Here is a 17,130-nt window from a genome sequence, read left to right as displayed (position 1 = left end):
AGGACAAAGTCCGAGCAACCAGGAGGCACCATGCCGCTCGTCCGAATCGACCTCACCACCGGCCGCACGCCCGAGGCCGTCCGTGGCATCGCCGACGCCATCCACCAGGCCATCGTCGACGTGTACGGGATCCCGGTGCGAGACCGGTTCCAGGTGATCACCGAGCACCCGGCGCAGCAGATCATCGCCGAGGACGCCGGTCTGGGGTTCGAGCGCACCGAGGGTGTCGTGATGATCCAGGTGTTCACGCAGCGCGGACGGACCGACGAGGCAAAGGCGTCACTGTACCGGGCGATCCACGACGCCCTCGCGGCGATCGGCGTCGCGTCCGAGGACGTCTTCATCGGCTACGTCGAGAACGGGCCGCAGGACTGGTCGTTCGGATTCGGACGGGCCCAGTACGTCACGGGCGAGCTCGGGGTGCCCGCGCTCGGTTGAGGCCGTGCGAGGGCGGGGCGGGGGCGGCGCGGTCACGACACCCCGCTCAGTTCCGTCGAGTGGTCACGAAGTGTCGGTTGCCGGGCGTCCGGGCGACAGTTCGTGACCACTCGGCGCACTGCCGACGGCGAGTCGTGATCGCTCGACGAGCGACCTACTTGTCGACGAGCGTGACCTCGAACGAGTACCGGTCGGGGCGGTAGCAGTGCACGCCGTACTCGACCGCCCGGCCCGAGGCGTCGTACGCGGTCCGGCTCATCGTGAGCACCGGGTCGCCGTCCTCGATCTCGAGCAGACCGGCCTCTTCGTCGGTGACGGCCCGGGCACCGATCCGCTGCTTGGCCACCCGCATCGTGACGCCCCGGCCGCGGAGCAGCTGGTACAGCCCGTGCGCCTGCAGGTCATCGTCCGTCAGGTCGAGGAACTCCGGCGGCAGGTAGTTCTCGAGGATCGCCATCGGGACGTCCTCGGCGAACCGCACCCGTCGGATGTGCGCGACGATCGTGCCCGGCTCGACGCTCAGCGCTGCGGCCACGTCGTCGGGAGCGGGGACGTCGTCGCGCTGCAGCAGCTTCGTCGCCGGAGCCTGCGCACCCTGGGCCAGGTCGTCGTACAGGCTGGTCAGCTCGACCTTGCGCGTGACCGGGCCGTGCACGACCTGGGTCCCGATGCCGCGGCGGCGCACCAGCAGACCCTTGTCGACGAGGTCCTGGATCGCACGACGGATCGTCGGCCGCGACAGGCCCAGACGCTCACCGAGGGCGATCTCGTTCTCGAGCCGGGCCCCTGGCGGCATCGCGCCGGAGCGGATCGACTCCTCGATGCGCGAGGCAACCTGGAAGTAGAGGGGCATGGGACCCGACCGGTCCAGGTCCATGAACAGGTCGGACGGCAGCTGGCCTTCGTTGGTCATCGCGGTCCTTCACACGTGCGGAGATGCCGGCGACGGTGCCGACGGCATTGTCGTGACAATACCACTGGGGATGTGGCACCCCGGCCGAGCGCAACGGGCGTTGCGCCAGTCGGCGAACCCCGTCAGTCGGCGAAGACCATCGGTCGGTTCGACAGCCGCGGCTGGTTCGCGGCCTTCGGCTTCTCGGCACGAGCACGGACCGGGGCGATAGTCACCCGGGTGACCGCGCCGAGTGCCTCGACCGTCTCGACACCGTGGTGCCCGGCGGCGTGCACCACGATCGCAGCGCAGGCCTCGGCGTCGGCAGCGGCGTCGTGGTGCTGGAACCCCTCGAACCCGGCGGCCATCGCGGCGACCGGCAGGCGGTAGGAGTCGAGCGTGTAGGTCTTGCGGGCGACCGCCAGGGAGCACAGCGAGTGGTGCTCGGCCAGGTCGATCCCCGTCGCGGAGCACCCACCGGCGATGACGCCCATGTCGAAGCGGGCGTTGTGCGCCACCAGGACGTCGCCCTCGGCGAAGGCCACCAGGTCGGGGTACTGCTGCTCCCACGTCTTGGCGCGCGCGACGTCCTCGGCGACGATGCCGTGGATGCGGGTGTTCCACTCGAGGAACGCGTCGTGCCCGAACGGCGGGCGGATGAACCACGACGCCCGATCGACGACCCGGCCGGCGCGGACCTTCACCAGCCCGACGGAGCAGGCGCTGGCGGGCGAGCTGTTGGCGGTCTCGAAGTCGATCGCGGTGAAGTTCAACGGCACGGTCCCGATCGTCGCACGGGGTTCCGACATCGCCGTCCGTTCCCCTCGGCGTTGCGTGTGGCTACTCTCAGCGCATGGGGAACGACGCCGACCGACGTCCGCTCGTCCTGGTGCTCGCCGGGACCGGCTACGGGCAGCAGGCGCCGCTGCTCTGGTGGACGAGCGAGATCGCGCTCGCTGCGGGGTGCGAGGTCATCGCGCCACGATGGCAGGTCGACGACGCTGCCGGAGCCGATCCGGTCGGCTTCGTCGAGGCCGCTGTCGCCGCGGCGCTGGGGGACCGGCTGCCCGACCTCGTCGTCGCGAAGTCGTTCGGCTGCTTCGCCCTGCCATGGGCGATCCGCAACGACGTGCCCGGGGTCTGGCTCACCCCGGTGCTCACGCACGACGATGTGGCCACGGCGCTCGCCGCCGCGACTGACGCGCACGACGCGATCGGGGGTGGAGCCGACACCGCGTGGCGGCCCGAGCGGGTCTCGGGGACTGCTGCGCGCCTCCAGACCGTCGACCGTGCCGACCACTCGCTCCAGGTGCCGGGGGACTGGCGACGATCACAGCGGCTGCAGGTCGACGTCTTCGACGTCGTCGAGCGGCGCATCACTGCCCTGCTGCGGCCCCCGCTGGGCGCGTCGCGTCCGCTGTACTGACGGACGGACTGGAGGCCCGGGTCGGCTCCGACAGGCCGCCGCCGGTAGGCTCTTCTTCCGTGGCTCTCACCATCGGAATCGTCGGTCTCCCGAACGTCGGCAAGTCGACCCTGTTCAACGCCCTGACCAAGAACCAGGTCCTCGCCGCGAACTACCCGTTCGCGACGATCGAGCCGAACGTCGGGGTGGTGAACCTGCCCGACTCGCGGCTCGACCAGCTCGCCGAGCTCTTCCACTCGGAGAAGACCGTGCCGGCGCCGGTGTCGTTCGTCGACATCGCGGGCATCGTCAAGGGCGCGAGCGAGGGCGAAGGCCTGGGCAACAAGTTCCTCGCCAACATCCGCGAGGCCGACGCCATCGCGCAGGTCGTCCGTGGCTTCACCGACGACGACGTCGTGCACGTCGCGAACAAGGTCTCCCCGAAGGACGACCTCGAGGTCATCAACACCGAGCTGATCCTCGCCGACATGGAGACCATCGACAAGGCGCTCCCGCGGTACGAGAAGATGCTCAAGCTCAAGCAGGCCGAGCCGGTCGTGCTCGAGACCGCTCGCGAGGCCCGTGCCGCGCTCGAGCAGGGCACGCTGCTGTCCGCCACGAAGATCGACCTGTCGCCGATCGCCGAGCTCGGGCTGCTCAGCGCCAAGCCGTTCATCTTCGTCTTCAACGTCGACGAGGCGATCCTGACCGACGAGTCCCGCAAGGCCGAACTGGCCGCGCTGGTCGCCCCCGCCCAGGCTGTCTTCCTCGACGCCCAGGTCGAGTCGGAGCTCATCGACCTCGACCCTGCCGACGCCGCCGAACTGCTCGAGTCGACCGGGCAGACCGAGTCGGGCCTCGACCAGCTCGCCCGCATCGGGTTCGACACCCTCGGGCTGCAGACCTACCTGACGGCCGGTCCGAAGGAAGCCCGTGCGTGGACGATCGGCAAGGGGTGGAAGGCTCCCCAGGCTGCCGGCGTCATCCACACCGACTTCGAGAAGGGCTTCATCAAGGCCGAGGTCATCTCGTTCGACGACCTGGTCGCGACCGGCTCGATCGCCGAGGCCCGCGCTGCCGGCAAAGCCCGCATCGAGGGCAAGGACTACGTCATGCAGGACGGCGACGTGGTGGAGTTCCGCTTCAACAACTAGACCGAGGGGCACATGAGCCAACAGTTCGCCTTCTGGCGCACGAGCGAGCGACTCGATTCCGCGCAGGTGTACGAGCGCCTAGTGGACGGTGAGCACGTCTCCGGACTCGAGGCCCTCGACCACGAGGCTGTCGAGGCCGCCCTCATCGCCGCCTTTCCGCACTGGGCCGTCGAGAAGACCCGCGCGGACGGTGCCGACCAGACGATGCTCGCCGGGCCGGGGAACCGCGGTGCGATCGATGTGAGCTACAGCCCGCAGATGGTGACCACGACCTGTTACGGCATGGACTCGGAGCAGTGGAACGTCGTCATCTCTGCGGTGGTCGACCTGGGCTTGCCGCTGTACGACCCGCAGATCAGCTACCGCTTCGACGGGTACGAGTGAAGCCGACGGACGGCCCCGGCATCCGACCGGGTAGGTCGTCGGTGAGGACGTCGACCTCGAAACCGGTGATGCGCTCGACCTCGTGCGCGAACCCACCGAGATCGAACAGCGATGCTGTGGGGGTCAGGTGGACCAGCAGGTCGATGTCACTGTGTTCCGTGTCCTGCCCGCGCACCGCGGAGCCGAAGACGCGGACGTCGTCGAGGTGGAAGCGCTTCGCCTCGTCGAGGATCGCGTCGGCGTAGACGGCGAGCGGGATGCTCGGGCGGGTGTGCGCCGCTTCGAGGATCCGCCGGAGCGACCCCTCGCGCGGCCGCTTCCGTCCGCTCTCGTACGCCGAGATGGTGGGCTGCTGCATGCAGGCGGCGGCAGCGAGACCGGTCCGCGAGAGGCCGAGGTCTTCGCGGGCAGCGCGGATCAACTCCGCAGCACGTTCGATCCGCATGGCGACCTCCCATACAGCTCTCGACTCTAGACGAGCACCGGGAACGACGAAGCGCCGCCGAGCAGACTCGGCGGCGCTTCGTGGTGGTGCTGGTCGGACCTAGGCTGCGAGGGCCATCTCGCCTGCCTGCACGGACTGTGCCTGCAGCAGGGTGCGGCTGGCCTCGCCCGCCCAGGAGCGGCCCGGGACGGTCCAGCCGGCCTCGCCGACGGCGTCGAGCCGGGTACCCCGGGTGACGAAGGTCCCCAGGTCATCGGCTGCGATGCGGACGAGGTACTCGCGCTGCGAGCGGTCGTCGCGCACCGGGAACTCGGCGATGCGGTCGGGGGTGATCGTCGGGGCCGCGAGTGCGGTCCCGAACACGGTGATTCGTTCGTTGCTGGTCATGGTGCTGTACTTCCTGGTCATTCGGCGCCAGGGCGACTCGGTGTCGGCGGACGTCTCAGTCCAGCGCGACGCATCGAGTGCGGGGCGCGCACGTCGAGTTTCAACGTGCAGCTCGTCCGTTCGGATCGAGCGGTGTCTCGAGTGGAATGCGACTCGGGTGAGTCGGTGTCGAGAGGGCGGTGTGCGCGAGTCAGATGGGTTCGCTGCAGTGCACCAACCAGAGACTATACGCCCACCCTGCCGAGAAGTCCAGCGAGCGACCGGACCGAGCGTCAGGACGCCAGGAAGGCTGCCCAGCGTTCCCCGCCGGCGGCGACGTTGCCCGACCCGTCCAGCCGGGCCGCGGCCGAGGATGGCTTGCGCGAGGCCTGCTCGTGGATCAGCCCGTCGAACGTCGCCGAGAAGTCCAGACGGGGCAGCGCGCCCGTGACGTCCCGCAGGTCGTTCGACGACCACCTGTCGAAGCCCACGCCGGAGACGTCGAGCGAGGTCGCGACCTCGAGCAGGTGCCCCTCGGCGTCGAGCTCCGGGTCGACGGACCGCCACATGTGCCGCTCGATGATCTCCCCGACCCGACGGGCTCGCACGGCGTCCCACCCGGCACCGAGCGCGAAGACCGAGCCGACCGCGCCGCCGGCGTCCTCGAAGGGCACCCCGTGGGCGTCGAACGACGGGGTCACGCCGAGGTCGTGGAGCATCGTCGCGACGAAGAGCAGCTCGGGGTCCGGTTCGAGGTCGACCGTGGGGGCGAGCAGGACTGCCCATGCCCACGACCGCAGGCAGTGGTTGACGAGAGCCGGTTCGGACCATGCCCGCACGACGTCCAGTGCGCGCGCAGCGACGGGGGAGGGCGGGGTGAGCAGGGCTTCGACGTCGACCGGCATGGCACGACAGTAGCGGCAGGAGCATGCCCCGCCAGGCCGGGTTCGCATGCTCCGGATCGGCACACGTGCCCCGGATCGCAACGACGTGCGCATGGGTGCGGGGGGCGTGACGCGACCACGGGACGGACGGGAGGCCCGTGGCGACACCGCCACGGGCCTCCCGTCCGTCTGCTCCGTCAGTTCAGGGTCGGGGTGTCCTCCGGCACGACGCCGTCGGCGTACAGGTCGGTCGCCAGGTCGCGGAGCGCACGCAGCGCGACCCGCTGCGTGAGCGGGCCGTAGGAGATGCGGGCGACGCCGAGCGCCTCGTACTCCGCGGCGGGCAGGGCGCCGGGCAGGCCGATGACCGAGAGCTTGCCGCGACCGAGACCGGCGACGAGCCGCTCGACCACGGAACGATCGATCGCGCCGGGCACGAAGACCAGGGCGGCGCCGTTGTCCAGGAACGCCTTGCCTCGGGCGATCGCGTCCTCGATGCTCTCGTCGATCGGGCGCTCGCCGCCGCGGGCGATCGCGTCGGTGCGGGCGTTCAGCTGGAAGTCGACACCCTCGGCCTGCGCCGCTGCGGTGATCGCGGCGACGCGGGCGACCGCCTCGTCGAAGGGACGCAGCCGGTCCTCGACGTTGGCACCCACGATGCCCGAGCCGATGGCGCGGCGGATCGTCTCGGCGGGGTCCTGGTACCCGTCGTCCAGGTCGGCGGTGACCGGCAGGTCCGTCGCGGCGGCAACGATCGCGGCGCCCGACAGGGCGAGGTCGAGCGGCATGCCGCCGTCCTCGTACCCGTACGACGCGGCGATCGAGTGCCCGGCGGTCGCGATGGCCTTCGTGCCGGGCAGGTCGCTGACGACCTTCGCGGTGATCGCGTCCCACACGTTCACGACGCGCAGGATATCGGGGGCTTCGTGCAGCTGCTTGAGGGTGACGGCCTTGTCGGCGGTGCTCGTGCTCATGTCGCAGAGCGTAGGCCGACGGGGCGGCCCCCGGCCGTGACCCCACCCGAAGACGACGTGGGATGACGTCGGGAGTCGCGCCGGGCCTCCCGGCAGGGGCATGCTGGGACGCATGGCGAGCGACGAGCAGGACCCGGTCGGCACGCTCCGTGGGGTCCGGACGAGCATCAAGTGGACGCGGTACGCGCCCGACGTGCTGCCCCTGTTCGTCGCCGAGATGGACCACGACGTCGCCCCGGCGATCCGGCAGGCGCTGATCGAACGGGTCTCGCAGTCCGACCTCGGGTACCTCGACGGCCCCGGGCCGCTCGCACCGGCCTTCGCGCAGTTCGCGCTGGACCGCTGGGGCTGGCAGATCGACCCGTCGCGGATCCACCTGGCCACCGACGTCAGCGTCGGGATCGTCGAGTCGCTCCGGCTCGCGCTGCCTGACGGCGGCCGCGTCGCGATCACCCCGCCGGTCTACCCGCCGTTCTTCGAGCTCGTCGAAGAAGCTCGATGTCAGGTCGAGGAGGTCCCACTGCTCGAACAGTGGGGGCAGTACCGGCTCGACCTCGAGGGCCTCGAGCGGGCGTTCGCCAGCGGGGTCGGCGTCTTCCTGCTCTGCAATCCGCACAACCCCGTCGGGCTCGTGCACGACCGGGCCGACCTCGTCGCGATCGCTGAACTCGCGGCGAAGTACGACGTCCTCGTCATCAGCGACGAGATCCACGCGCCCCTGACCCACCCCGGCGTGCAGTTCACCCCGTTCGCCGCCGTCGCCGAGCCGCTCGGTGCCCGCAGCGTGTGCGTGACCTCGGCGAGCAAGGGGTGGAACCTCGCCGGTGTGAAGTGCTCGGTCATCGTCGCCGGCGATCCCCGGACCGCCGCGCTCCTCGACACCCTGTGGGAGGAGGTCGCCTGCCGTACAAGCATCCTCGGGCTGCACGCGAACCTGGCGGCGTTCACCCTGGCGACGGACTGGCTCGACGACGTCGTGGCGCGCATCGTGGCGAACGACCGACTGCTCGCCAAGCTCCTCGCCGAACACTTGCCCGGCGTGGTCTACACGAGGCCGCGCGCCGGGTACCTGGCGTGGCTCGACTTCCGCGGGATCGGCCTCGGCGACGACCCCGCGGTGCCGCTGCGCGAGAACGCGTACGTCGCGCTGAACTCCGGGCTGGGGTTCGGGTCCGAAGGGCGGGGGTTCGTCCGGCTCAACCTGGCCTGTTCTCCGGAGACCCTGCGCGAGGCCGTGTTCCGGATCGCGTCGGCGTACCCGTCGAGCGCACAGGAAGGGCTGGTCTGGCACGTCGCGTGACCGGTGGAACGGCGTCGTTGCCGGCTACACAGCACCGAGTGAACACGAGACGTCGGGTCGGCGCCACGCACTCGATGTCTTCTGCTCACTCGAGCCCGCCGGGGTCAGGCCACGTACTGGTTGCGGCCGACGACGCGGATGCGCAGGTCGTCGTCGCGGTCCATCGCGAGGAGTTCGCGGGCGACGAACCCGACGGACGGCCACCGGGAGACCTCGGTCACCATGAAGCCGTCGATGAACACCTGCCACGCGCCGGCCTCGCGGACCGCCTGCACCTCGTACATCGCCATGCCGTGAGCGTACCGGGACGGGGCCGCCGTCGGCGCAGGTCGAACGTCAGCGCAGGTCGAGCGTCATGTGCACGTCGGCCCGCACGTACGGGCTCGGGGCGATCTCATCCTCGTGCAGGTGCCGGAAGCCGAACGCCTCGTACAGGTGCACGGCGCTGGTGAGCTGCGCGTTGCTCTCCAGGTCGATGCGGTGTGCTCCGAGCTCGCGGGCCCGGTCGAGTGCCGCGGTGATGAGCTTCCGCCCGGTGCCGTGCCCCTGGTGGTCGGGGGAGACGGCCATCTTCACGAGTTCGAACACGCCGGGGGTGGTGGGCACGACCCCGATGCACCCGACGACCTGGTCGTCGAGCCGGGCGACCAGGACGGCACCGCCCTGCTCGACGACGCGGCCGACGGGGTCGGAGAGGAACACACGGTCCTCGTCCTCGAGGGTGAAGTACCGGGTGATCCAGGCCTCGTTGAGCGTGCGGAACGCCTCGGCGTCGGCGGGGGTGGCGAGGTCGGCGATGGTGACGGTGGAGGTTGCTTCGGGCATGCCTCCATCCTCGATCGACGATGCAGTCGAGTCCAATACTCGTTCGCGCTGATCGATACGCTGTGTGCATGGATCGAGAACCCGACGTCGACCTCCGTCACCTGCGGGCCTTCCTGGCCGTCGCCGACGAGTTGCACTTCGGCCGAGCAGCCGGACAGCTGCGGATGGCTCAGCCCGCACTGTCCCAGCAGATCCGGCGGACCGAGCGCGCGCTCGGCGTCGACCTGTTCGTCCGGACCAGCCGCAGCGTCGCCCTGACCGCCGCCGGCCGGGTGCTACAGGGCCGTGCGCGGTCGTTGCTCGGGCAGGTGCGGCGCGACCTCGACGAGACGGTCCGGGTCGGTCGGGGCGAGGTCGGTCGGCTCGACGTCGGGTTCGTGGTCTCCGCGCTGCCCCTCGGGCCGATCGAACGGGTGCAGTCGTTCCGGGAGCGCTACCCCCTGGTCCGGGTGGAACTGACCGAGGGGTACTCGTCGACGCTGCTGGCGCGGATCGTCCGCGGCGAGCTCGACCTCGCCGTCGTCCGCGATGCCGACCCGGACCCCGCCGTGCGCCTGCTGCCGTTCCGGTCCGAGGCCTTCGTCGCCGCCGTCCCGCGCGGGCACCGACTGGCAGACCGCGAGCGCATCCGCGGTACCGAGCTGGTCGACGAACCGTTCGTGTTCTTCCCGGCGGTCGCCGGAGCACTGGCGACCGAGCGCAACCTGGCACCGGTCACCGCCGGTGGGCGCCGACCCGTCGTCGTGCAGGAGGCCACCACCTGGGCGACCGTGCTGCACCTGGTCGGGGTGGGCCTCGGCGTGACGGTGGTGCCGGAGAGCGCCGCGCTCGCCGCACCCGACACGGTGACGCTCCTGCCGCTCGAGGGCAGCGACCACCGCAGCGAGCTCGCGTGGGCAATGCGCGCCGACGACGACCGCGAGATCCTGCGCAACTTCGTCGCCGCGGACTGACCGAGCGGCCTCGGTGCACGGACGTGAGCCGGTCGGCCGTCCTCGTTCAGCCGAGCGACAGGACGGGCGCCCGGTGGTCACCGAGCTCGTCGATGCGCCACGGCCGGGCCCCGCGCAGCGTCAGGCCGAGCTGCACGAGCACGAACCCGACGTGCGGTTCGACATCGGGGTCCCACGGGCCCTCGACCCCCAGGCCGAACGCGCCGAGTTCATCGTCGGCTTCGTCCCGCAGGGTGAGTCGCCACCGTCCGTCGCCGAGTTCCTCGACCACGGCCCAGCGGGCGGTGCCGAACCGACTCACGCCGTCTTCATGATGTCCGCGGTGAAGTTCTGCACGCGCTGGAGCAGGGACGCACCCCGCATCGCGATGGTCGCCGGCGGGTTCAGGTGCGGCGGTGCGGTACGGATGAGCATCGGGCAGCCGAGGTCTTCGCAGATGTACGTGCCGATGGTGTTGCCGTTGCGGCCGGACTCACCGGCACGTGCGGCGGAGAACAGCCGGACCTGGGTCGCGGGCTGCGGGGAGTGGCAGAACGAGCACATCGCGGCGATGCCGGGGCGCAGCGATCCACCGGCGGACCGGACGACGATGCCCACGGGGCGCTCGTCGATCCAGGACACGATGTACCCGCGGCGGGCGGCCTGCGGGTCGCGCCACCCCAGGAACTCGCGCTCGTCCCAGAGGGTCTCGTGCAGGCCGGGGATGGGCAGCTGCGCGAGTTCGTCGGCTGTGGCGTTCACGAACGACGATCGGATGTCGGCTTCGGTCAGTGGCTTCACGGTGCTGACACCCTATTCCCCGCCTCCGACAGGGGTGCTACGACAGTCTGGAGGCGCGGATCGCGCCGAGCGCGCTGCTCCCGTCCGCCACCAGCACCGCCCGGCGCAGGGCGTCGCGTCCGACGCGACGGGCCGCCGCGTCGTCCGCGGCGAACTCCACGAGCACACGCGTCGACCGCGCCATGGCGCGCGCACCGGGCACCCACGGGACCGCACGCTCGATCGATTCGGCGACTGCGACCGCAGCCGCGTGGTGCTGGGTCAGGTGGGCGCGTTCGTGGGCGACCACGGCCTCCAGTTCGTCGGTGCGCAACCGGTCTGCCAAGCCGGTGCTGACCAGGACCCCACCGCTCCGGCCCGGCACGGCGCACGCCAGTGCGTGGTCCGCCTCGACGACGGCGACGGGGGTGCCGTCGATCTCGCGGTGCGGGGCGACCCCGGAACGCATCGCCTGCCGGACGGCCTCGTGTTCGGGGCCGGGGCGGACCCGGACCGCGACGACGAACGCGACGACCGCGAGCACCGCGACGCCCACGTTGAAGCCGTGCGTGGGGGAGCCGTCCCCGCCGAAGAGCTCGGTGACCGGACGGTCGGCGAGCACGACCAGGGCGATGCCGGCCACGAAGCCGACGACGCCGAGCAGGACCGCGATCGACCAGCAGACCAGCGCGGTGCGGGGCAGGTCGATCGTCCAGGCGGAACGGGTCAGGACCCGGGGCGCGAACACCACCACCGCGAGTGCGAGGACGATGAGCGCGATGCCGGCGACGACCACGGTGTGCGGCCGGTCAGGAGCGGGCGCGGGCGTCGAGGGCGCGGCGCAGGGCCTCGAGGTCGTCCGAGGCGAGCGACCCGGTGAACTGCAGCAGTGCGGCCTCGCGGTCGGTCGAGGCGGCCAGCGCACTCGACATCAGTGAGGCGGTCTGCTCGTCGCGACTGTGCACGGCGCGGAAGGTCAGGGGAGCGTCGTCGTGCTGCTCCCGTTCCACCTGGCCCTTGCGGCCGAGTCGGTCGAGCACGGTGAGCACGGTCGTCAGCGCGGGGCGGGGCTCGGGGAACGCGTCGAGGACCTGGCGTGCGGTGAGCCCGGCGTCGGCGGAGCGGAGCGCGTCGAGCACCGCCTGCTCCAGCTGCCCGCGGGGGCGCGATCGTTGTCCGGCCATCCCCGCATTCTACGAGATGTCGAAGGTTCGCTCGCGACACACGCCCGAAACGCGGCCTCGGTATGCTCGACGCGGACAACTGAACACACCGGCCGTTCATCCGTCGCGGGAGACGCCGTGCAGTACCTCTGGGTACATCGTGCCCTCGGGCGCGCGCACGGCACCGAAGGAGCAATCCCCCCGTCAATCTCTCAGGTCCCACACCGCAGCGGACAGGCCACTCTGAAAAGCAGACGCTCGGTCGTCTCGCCCACGGTGAAAGCCGCCGGACCTCACGGGCCGCGGTGAAACTCTCAGGCCCATGACAGAGGGGGAGTTCCACCCGGCGATCGTCGCCGGGCCCTGCCGATGCCAGGAGAACTCCGCCATGAGTCCGTCCCCACAGCCCACTCCGGGGCAGCGTTCGTCGCCGCTCGAAGCCGTGCACGAGGCCGCCGGTGCGACCTTCACCGACTTCGCCGGGTACCGCATGCCCGTGCGCTACTCGTCGGACCTCGCCGAGCACCACGCCGTGCGCCAGGCCGCCGGGGTCTTCGACCTGTCCCACATGGCCGAGATCGGGGTGACCGGCACCGACGCCGTCGCCTTCCTCGACCACGCGCTCGCCGGGTCCTTCGGGAAGATGCCGGTCGGTCGCGCCAAGTACTCGCTGCTGCTCGCCGAGAACGGCGGGATCCTCGACGACCTGGTCGTGTACCGGACCGACGACGACGTCTTCCTCGTCGTCGCGAACGCCTCCAACCGTGACGTCGCCGTCGCCGCGCTGACCGCCCGGGCCGACGGCTTCGACGTCGAGGTCTCCGACGACTCCGACACCACGGCCCTCGTCGCCATCCAGGGCCCCGCGGCGGCCGGCACGCTCGACGCCCTCGTCGTCGCCGACCGCCTGCAGCCCGAGACCCCGCTCGACGAGCTCGGCTACTACCGGGTGCTGCACGCGCTGTTCGACGGCGCCGACGTGCTCGTCGCGCGCACCGGCTACACCGGCGAGGACGGCTTCGAGGTCTACACCGACCCGGACACCGCCCCGGTGCTCTGGGACACGCTGCTCGAGGCCGGTGCCGACCGCGGGGTCGTCCCCGCCGGGCTCGCCGCACGCGACACCCTGCGGCTCGAGGCGGGCATGCCCCTGTACGGGCACGAGCTCGGCACCGACGTCCGTCCGGCCCAGGCAGGCCTGGGCCGCGTCGTCGCGAAGGACGGCGAGTTCGTCGGTGCTGCCGGCGTCACCCCGTCCGCGGACGCCCGCGTGCTCGTCGGGCTGGTGACCGAGGGCCGTCGTGCTCCCCGGGCCGGCTACGACGTCGTGCTCGACGGTGCGGTCGTCGGCACCGTGACCTCGGGCGCGCTCTCGCCGACGCTCGGTCACCCCGTCGCGATGGCCTTCGTCGACCCGGCTGCGCTCGCCGCCGCGTCGGACGGGGCACAGGTCCTCCACATCGACGTCCGCGGGACTGCCGTCCCCAGCACGGTCTCCGCGTTCCCCTTCTACCGCCGCGCCTCGAAAGGCTGACCCCATGACCGACCAGACCGCACTCCAGTACACGGCCGACCACGAGTGGCTGCTCGTCGAGGGCGACACCGTCACCGTCGGCATCACCGACCACGCCGCCGAGCAGCTCGGTGACGTCGTCTACGTCGAACTCCCCGCCGTCGGCACCGCCACCACCGCCGGCGACCAGATCGGCGAGATCGAGTCGACCAAGAGCGTCGGCGAGCTCTTCGCCCCGATCGAGGGCGAGGTCGTCGAGGTCAACGACGCCGTCGTCGACACCCCAGACACCGTCAACCAGGACCCCTTCGGTGCCGGCTGGCTCGTGAAGATCAAGGTCGACGGCACCTCGTTCCCCGAGGACCTGATGGACCACGACGCCTACCGGGCCTCCATCGCATGACCGCGTTCGAGAACCTCCAGACGTCCTTCGCCGACCGCCACATCGGCACCACCCCGGCCGACCAGCAGGAGATGCTCGACGTCGTCGGGCAGCCGTCGCTCGACGCCCTGGTCCGTGCCGCGATCCCGGAGTCCATCCACGTCGGGCCCGTCGCCGACTCGGTGATCCCGGCCGCCGTCGGCGAGACCGAGGCGCTCGCCGAACTCCGCGCGAAGGCCGGTCGCAACACCGTCCGACGCGCCATGATCGGTCTCGGCTACCACGGCACCCACACCCCCGCGGTGATCCAGCGGAACGTGCTCGAGAACCCGAGCTGGTACACGGCGTACACGCCCTACCAGCCCGAGATCTCGCAGGGCCGCCTCGAAGCGCTCATCAACTTCCAGACCATGGTGTCCGACCTGACCGGCATGGCCACCGCCGGCGCCTCGATGCTCGACGAGGGCACCGCCGTGGTCGAGGGCATGCTCCTCGCTCGCCGCGCCTCGAAGGTCAAGGGCGACGCGTTCCTCGTCGACGCCGACCTGCTGCCGCAGACCCGTGCGTTGCTCGACCACCGTGCCGACGCCGTGGGCATCACGCTGCGCGCGTTCGACGCCGTCGACGGCCCGAGCGACGAGCAGCTCGACGGGGCGTTCGGCGTCATCCTGCAGTACCCGGGCGCCTCGGGCCGCATCGTCGACCCGTCGTCCGTCATCGAGCGCGTCCACGCCGGTGGTGGCATCGCCGTCGTCGCCGCCGACCTGCTCGCGATGACCCTGCTCGCCAGCCCCGGCGACCTGGGGGCCGACGTCGCCGTCGGCACCAGCCAGCGTTTCGGTGTCCCGCTCGGCTTCGGCGGCCCGCACGCCGGCTACCTCGCCGTGCGCGCCGGCCTGGAGCGCCAGCTGCCCGGTCGCCTGGTCGGGGTGTCCTTCGACGCCGACGGCCAGATGGCCTACCGCCTCAGCCTGCAGACCCGCGAGCAGCACATCCGCCGCGAGAAGGCGACGAGCAACATCTGCACCGCGCAGGTCCTGCTCGCCGTGATGGCGTCGATGTACGCGGTCTACCACGGGCCCGAAGGCCTGCGGTTCATCGCCGGTCGGGTCGCACGGACCACCGGTGCGCTCGCCGCCGTGGCACGCGACGCCGGGGTGGAGGTCGTGCACGACGCGTACTTCGACACGCTCACCCTGCGGGCCGTCGGTCGCGCCGAGACGATCGTCGCGGCAGCGCAGGACGCCGGCTACCTGCTGCACACGGTGGACGCCGACACCTTCCAGCTCTCCGTCGACGAGACGACCACGCCCGACGACGTCGTGGCGCTGGCGGGCGTGCTCGGCGCGGTGGACGTGACGGTGCCCGCGACCGAAGCAGCCGTGCGCGACGCGGCCACGGGCCTCCCGTCCGCCCTGCAGCGCGAGAGCGACTACCTGACGCACCCCGTGTTCAGCGCACACCGCAGCGAGACCCGCATGATGCGGTACCTCAAGCACCTGTCCGACAAGGACTACGCGCTCGACCGCGGCATGATCCCGCTCGGCAGCTGCACGATGAAGCTCAACGCGGCGACCGAGATGGCCGCCGTGACCTGGCCGGAGTTCGCGAACATCCACCCGTTCGCACCGCGTGCGGACGTCGAGGGGTACCTCGACATGATCGGCGACCTCGAGTCGTGGCTCGCCGAGGTCACCGGGTACGACACCGTGTCCCTGCAGCCGAATGCCGGCAGCCAGGGCGAACTCGCCGGGCTGCTGGCCATCCGCGGGTACCACCAGGCTCGTGGCGACGAGGACCGGACGGTCTGCCTGATCCCGTCGAGCGCGCACGGCACGAACGCCGCATCCGCGGTGCTCGCCGGGATGAAGGTCGTCGTGGTGGCCTGCGACGAGAACGGCAACGTCGACCTCGAGGACCTCCGGGCCCGCGTCGCCGCCAACGCCGACACCCTCGCAGCGCTGATGATCACGTACCCGTCCACCCACGGCGTCTACGAGCACGACATCCGCGAGATCTGCGACGCCGTGCACGACGCCGGCGGCCAGGTCTACGTCGACGGCGCGAACCTCAACGCGCTGCTCGGGCACGCCCGCTTCGGCGACTTCGGCGGCGACGTGTCGCACCTCAACCTGCACAAGACCTTCTGCATCCCGCACGGTGGTGGCGGCCCCGGCGTGGGTCCCGTCGCCGCGAAGGCACACCTGGCGCCGTTCCTGCCCGGGCACCCGTTCGCGCAGCAGGCCGACCGGCGCTCCGGTGCGACGACGGCCGACGCCGACGACCGCCTGGCGCACGCCGGTGGGCCGGTCAGCGCGGCGCCGTACGGCAGCCCGAGCATCCTGCCCATCACGTGGACCTACGTCCGGATGATGGGGCTCGAGGGCCTCACCCGTGCGACCGAGGCCGCCGTGCTCGGGGCGAACTACATCGCGTCCCGCCTGCGCGAGGCGTTCCCGGTGCTGTACACGGGCGACGACGGGCTCGTCGCGCACGAGTGCATCCTCGACCTCCGACCGCTGCGGGACACCACGGGGATCACGGTCGACGACGTCGCGAAGCGCCTGGTCGACTACGGGTTCCACGCGCCGACGATGTCGTTCCCGGTCGCGGGCACGCTCATGGTCGAACCGACCGAGAGCGAGGACCTCGCCGAGCTCGACCGCTTCGTCGACGCCATGCTCGCGATCCGGGCCGAGGCCGCAGCGGTCGAGCGCGGAGAGTGGCCGGCGGACGACAACCCGCTCGTGCACGCGCCGCACACCGCCTCGTCGGTGATCTCGGGGGAGTGGGCGCACGCCTACACCCGCGAGCAGGCCGTCTACCCGCTGCCGGGCATCCGCGGCCGGAAGTACTGGCCGCCGGTGCGCCGCATCGACCAGGCGTACGGCGACCGCAACCTGGTGTGCGCCTGCCCGCCGATCGAGGCGTTCGCCTGATCCGGTCGGGCGCCGACACCCTGTGGTGATCGTCGCCGAGTGATTCGTGCCCCGTGCCTCGTGCCCTGCCTCGTGCCCCGTCCGGTTCTTCCGGGCGGGGCGCGGTCACGTCCGGACGGAAGGTGCCGGTCTGTGTCCCGGTCCCGGTCTCGATCTGGGGGCCGGCCTTGCCCGGTCTGGCCCGGCCTTGTCCGGCCCTGCCCGGACCGGGCGCGGTCCGGGCGTCACTCGCCCCGGCCCGCTGGCGTCGGGTGGCCACGACACCCCGCTCAGTTCCTTCGAGTGGTCACGAACCGTCGTCCGGGCCCCCGCCGAGCGACGATTCGTGACCACTCGGCGGTGCACTCGCGGCAT

The 17,130-nt window shown here is 71.4% G+C and carries 21 protein-coding genes and 1 riboswitch; of the genes, 9 read left to right on the top strand and 12 right to left on the bottom strand.

What is annotated here, in order from left to right; all coding sequences use genetic code 11:
• The first annotated feature begins 30 nt into the window (after nt 1–30).
• Entirely contained in the window at nt 31–438 is a 408-nt protein-coding gene (locus tag ITJ50_RS07845; protein WP_017887098.1) for a tautomerase family protein, read from the top strand.
• Between the two features lie 154 nt (nt 439–592).
• Here ITJ50_RS07845 and ITJ50_RS07840 read toward each other — a convergent pair whose 3' ends face one another.
• Complete coding sequence (locus ITJ50_RS07840; RefSeq protein ID WP_017887097.1) at nt 593–1,351, bottom strand: GntR family transcriptional regulator; 759 nt, start codon at nt 1,349–1,351, stop codon at nt 593–595.
• Between the two features lie 122 nt (nt 1,352–1,473).
• On the bottom strand, nt 1,474–2,139 hold the full coding sequence (locus ITJ50_RS07835) for an exonuclease domain-containing protein (RefSeq protein ID WP_017887096.1): 666 nt from the start codon (nt 2,137–2,139) through the stop codon (nt 1,474–1,476).
• 44 nt (nt 2,140–2,183) lie between these two features.
• Between ITJ50_RS07835 and ITJ50_RS07830 the strand changes: the two genes are divergently transcribed.
• The 3 genes from ITJ50_RS07830 to ITJ50_RS07820 are packed head-to-tail and all read left to right on the top strand — an operon-like array spanning nt 2,184 to nt 4,273.
• Nucleotides 2,184–2,756, top strand: coding sequence for a hypothetical protein (locus ITJ50_RS07830; protein ID WP_194590251.1), 573 nt, complete (start codon nt 2,184–2,186; stop codon nt 2,754–2,756).
• Nucleotides 2,757–2,815: 59 nt separating this feature from the next.
• The gene (gene ychF, locus ITJ50_RS07825; RefSeq protein WP_017887094.1) at nt 2,816–3,889 is read left to right on the top strand and encodes a redox-regulated ATPase YchF; all 1,074 of its coding nucleotides are present in this window, start codon (nt 2,816–2,818) and stop codon (nt 3,887–3,889) included.
• Nucleotides 3,890–3,901: 12 nt separating this feature from the next.
• Nucleotides 3,902–4,273, top strand: coding sequence for a hypothetical protein (locus tag ITJ50_RS07820; protein WP_017887093.1), 372 nt, complete (start codon nt 3,902–3,904; stop codon nt 4,271–4,273).
• Here the strand turns inward: ITJ50_RS07820 and ITJ50_RS07815 are convergent.
• From ITJ50_RS07815 to ITJ50_RS07800, 4 genes are all read right to left on the bottom strand, one after another.
• Nucleotides 4,245–4,718, bottom strand: coding sequence for a nucleotidyltransferase domain-containing protein (locus ITJ50_RS07815; RefSeq protein ID WP_194590250.1), 474 nt, complete (start codon nt 4,716–4,718; stop codon nt 4,245–4,247). The genes ITJ50_RS07820 and ITJ50_RS07815 overlap by 29 nt on opposite strands.
• 99 nt (nt 4,719–4,817) lie before the next feature.
• On the bottom strand, nt 4,818–5,105 hold the full coding sequence (locus ITJ50_RS07810) for a hypothetical protein (RefSeq protein ID WP_017887091.1): 288 nt from the start codon (nt 5,103–5,105) through the stop codon (nt 4,818–4,820).
• 272 nt (nt 5,106–5,377) lie between these two features.
• A complete protein-coding gene (locus ITJ50_RS07805; protein ID WP_194590249.1) occupies nt 5,378–5,989 on the bottom strand; it encodes an HD domain-containing protein in 612 nt (203 codons plus the stop codon).
• Nucleotides 5,990–6,165: 176 nt separating this feature from the next.
• Nucleotides 6,166–6,942 (bottom strand): isocitrate lyase/PEP mutase family protein, encoded by a 777-nt coding sequence (locus ITJ50_RS07800; protein WP_071251914.1) that lies wholly within the window; start codon nt 6,940–6,942, stop codon nt 6,166–6,168.
• Nucleotides 6,943–7,054: 112 nt separating this feature from the next.
• On the opposite strand from ITJ50_RS07800, the gene ITJ50_RS07795 reads away from it, so the two are divergent.
• Nucleotides 7,055–8,242, top strand: a complete 1,188-nt coding sequence (locus tag ITJ50_RS07795; RefSeq protein WP_042539430.1) for a MalY/PatB family protein — start codon at nt 7,055–7,057, stop codon at nt 8,240–8,242.
• Nucleotides 8,243–8,346: 104 nt separating this feature from the next.
• Here the strand turns inward: ITJ50_RS07795 and ITJ50_RS07790 are convergent, their stop codons facing one another.
• Nucleotides 8,347–8,532 (bottom strand): hypothetical protein, encoded by a 186-nt coding sequence (locus ITJ50_RS07790; RefSeq protein WP_042539381.1) that lies wholly within the window; start codon nt 8,530–8,532, stop codon nt 8,347–8,349.
• A gap of 46 nt (nt 8,533–8,578) precedes the next feature.
• Nucleotides 8,579–9,067 (bottom strand): GNAT family N-acetyltransferase, encoded by a 489-nt coding sequence (locus ITJ50_RS07785; RefSeq protein WP_159557561.1) that lies wholly within the window; start codon nt 9,065–9,067, stop codon nt 8,579–8,581.
• A 68-nt stretch (nt 9,068–9,135) separates the two neighbouring features.
• On the opposite strand from ITJ50_RS07785, the gene ITJ50_RS07780 reads away from it, so the two are divergent.
• Complete coding sequence (locus tag ITJ50_RS07780) at nt 9,136–10,020, top strand: LysR substrate-binding domain-containing protein (protein ID WP_194590248.1); 885 nt, start codon at nt 9,136–9,138, stop codon at nt 10,018–10,020.
• 46 nt (nt 10,021–10,066) lie between these two features.
• Here ITJ50_RS07780 and ITJ50_RS07775 read toward each other — a convergent pair whose 3' ends face one another.
• Genes ITJ50_RS07775 through ITJ50_RS07760 form a run of 4 tightly spaced genes read right to left on the bottom strand, consistent with a single transcriptional unit; the run spans nt 10,067 to nt 11,963 of the window.
• On the bottom strand, nt 10,067–10,321 hold the full coding sequence (locus ITJ50_RS07775) for a hypothetical protein (protein ID WP_017887084.1): 255 nt from the start codon (nt 10,319–10,321) through the stop codon (nt 10,067–10,069).
• Nucleotides 10,318–10,800, bottom strand: coding sequence for an FBP domain-containing protein (locus tag ITJ50_RS07770; protein ID WP_017887083.1), 483 nt, complete (start codon nt 10,798–10,800; stop codon nt 10,318–10,320). Before ITJ50_RS07770 ends, ITJ50_RS07775 begins: the two co-directional genes overlap by 4 nt.
• A 37-nt stretch (nt 10,801–10,837) precedes the next feature.
• Nucleotides 10,838–11,575, bottom strand: a complete 738-nt coding sequence (locus ITJ50_RS17805) for a M48 family metalloprotease (protein WP_017887082.1) — start codon at nt 11,573–11,575, stop codon at nt 10,838–10,840.
• Nucleotides 11,576–11,588: 13 nt separating this feature from the next.
• A complete protein-coding gene (locus ITJ50_RS07760) occupies nt 11,589–11,963 on the bottom strand; it encodes a BlaI/MecI/CopY family transcriptional regulator (RefSeq protein WP_031259691.1) in 375 nt (124 codons plus the stop codon).
• Nucleotides 11,964–12,059: 96 nt separating this feature from the next.
• A riboswitch (glycine riboswitch) is annotated at nt 12,060–12,179 on the top strand.
• A gap of 151 nt (nt 12,180–12,330) precedes the next feature.
• On the opposite strand from ITJ50_RS07760, the gene gcvT reads away from it, so the two are divergent.
• The 3 genes from gcvT to gcvP are packed head-to-tail and all read left to right on the top strand — an operon-like array spanning nt 12,331 to nt 16,776.
• On the top strand, nt 12,331–13,476 hold the full coding sequence (gene gcvT, locus ITJ50_RS07755; RefSeq protein WP_031259689.1) for a glycine cleavage system aminomethyltransferase GcvT: 1,146 nt from the start codon (nt 12,331–12,333) through the stop codon (nt 13,474–13,476).
• A gap of 4 nt (nt 13,477–13,480) precedes the next feature.
• Nucleotides 13,481–13,858 (top strand): glycine cleavage system protein GcvH, encoded by a 378-nt coding sequence (gene gcvH, locus ITJ50_RS07750; RefSeq protein WP_017887079.1) that lies wholly within the window; start codon nt 13,481–13,483, stop codon nt 13,856–13,858.
• On the top strand, nt 13,855–16,776 hold the full coding sequence (gene gcvP, locus ITJ50_RS07745; protein ID WP_194590247.1) for an aminomethyl-transferring glycine dehydrogenase: 2,922 nt from the start codon (nt 13,855–13,857) through the stop codon (nt 16,774–16,776). Before gcvH ends, gcvP begins: the two co-directional genes overlap by 4 nt.
• Nucleotides 16,777–17,130 lie beyond the last annotated feature (354 nt).

Source organism: Curtobacterium sp. VKM Ac-2889, assembly GCF_015350855.1.
In the GTDB taxonomy this organism is placed as follows: domain Bacteria; phylum Actinomycetota; class Actinomycetes; order Actinomycetales; family Microbacteriaceae; genus Curtobacterium; species Curtobacterium poinsettiae.
This window is presented reverse-complemented; position numbering and strand designations above follow the sequence as displayed.

Excerpts from the sequence above, each read along its gene's own strand:
- ITJ50_RS07845 (WP_017887098.1), top strand. The coding sequence starts at position 31 with ATGCCGCTCGTCCGAATCGACCTCACCACCGGCCGCACGCCCGAGGCC.
- ITJ50_RS07790 (WP_042539381.1), bottom strand. The coding sequence starts at position 8,532 with ATGGCGATGTACGAGGTGCAGGCGGTCCGCGAGGCCGGCGCGTGGCAG.
- ITJ50_RS07820 (WP_017887093.1), top strand. The coding sequence starts at position 3,902 with ATGAGCCAACAGTTCGCCTTCTGGCGCACGAGCGAGCGACTCGATTCC.
- ITJ50_RS07760 (WP_031259691.1), bottom strand. The coding sequence starts at position 11,963 with ATGGCCGGACAACGATCGCGCCCCCGCGGGCAGCTGGAGCAGGCGGTG.
- ITJ50_RS07835 (WP_017887096.1), bottom strand. The coding sequence starts at position 2,139 with ATGTCGGAACCCCGTGCGACGATCGGGACCGTGCCGTTGAACTTCACC.
- ITJ50_RS07830 (WP_194590251.1), top strand. The coding sequence starts at position 2,184 with ATGGGGAACGACGCCGACCGACGTCCGCTCGTCCTGGTGCTCGCCGGG.
- ITJ50_RS07805 (WP_194590249.1), bottom strand. The coding sequence starts at position 5,989 with ATGCCGGTCGACGTCGAAGCCCTGCTCACCCCGCCCTCCCCCGTCGCT.
- ITJ50_RS07795 (WP_042539430.1), top strand. The coding sequence starts at position 7,055 with ATGGCGAGCGACGAGCAGGACCCGGTCGGCACGCTCCGTGGGGTCCGG.
- ITJ50_RS07800 (WP_071251914.1), bottom strand. The coding sequence starts at position 6,942 with ATGAGCACGAGCACCGCCGACAAGGCCGTCACCCTCAAGCAGCTGCAC.
- ITJ50_RS07780 (WP_194590248.1), top strand. The coding sequence starts at position 9,136 with ATGGATCGAGAACCCGACGTCGACCTCCGTCACCTGCGGGCCTTCCTG.
- gcvP (WP_194590247.1), top strand. The coding sequence starts at position 13,855 with ATGACCGCGTTCGAGAACCTCCAGACGTCCTTCGCCGACCGCCACATC.
- ITJ50_RS07810 (WP_017887091.1), bottom strand. The coding sequence starts at position 5,105 with ATGACCAGCAACGAACGAATCACCGTGTTCGGGACCGCACTCGCGGCC.
- ITJ50_RS07785 (WP_159557561.1), bottom strand. The coding sequence starts at position 9,067 with ATGCCCGAAGCAACCTCCACCGTCACCATCGCCGACCTCGCCACCCCC.
- gcvH (WP_017887079.1), top strand. The coding sequence starts at position 13,481 with ATGACCGACCAGACCGCACTCCAGTACACGGCCGACCACGAGTGGCTG.
- ITJ50_RS07840 (WP_017887097.1), bottom strand. The coding sequence starts at position 1,351 with ATGACCAACGAAGGCCAGCTGCCGTCCGACCTGTTCATGGACCTGGAC.
- gcvT (WP_031259689.1), top strand. The coding sequence starts at position 12,331 with ATGAGTCCGTCCCCACAGCCCACTCCGGGGCAGCGTTCGTCGCCGCTC.
- ITJ50_RS07815 (WP_194590250.1), bottom strand. The coding sequence starts at position 4,718 with ATGCGGATCGAACGTGCTGCGGAGTTGATCCGCGCTGCCCGCGAAGAC.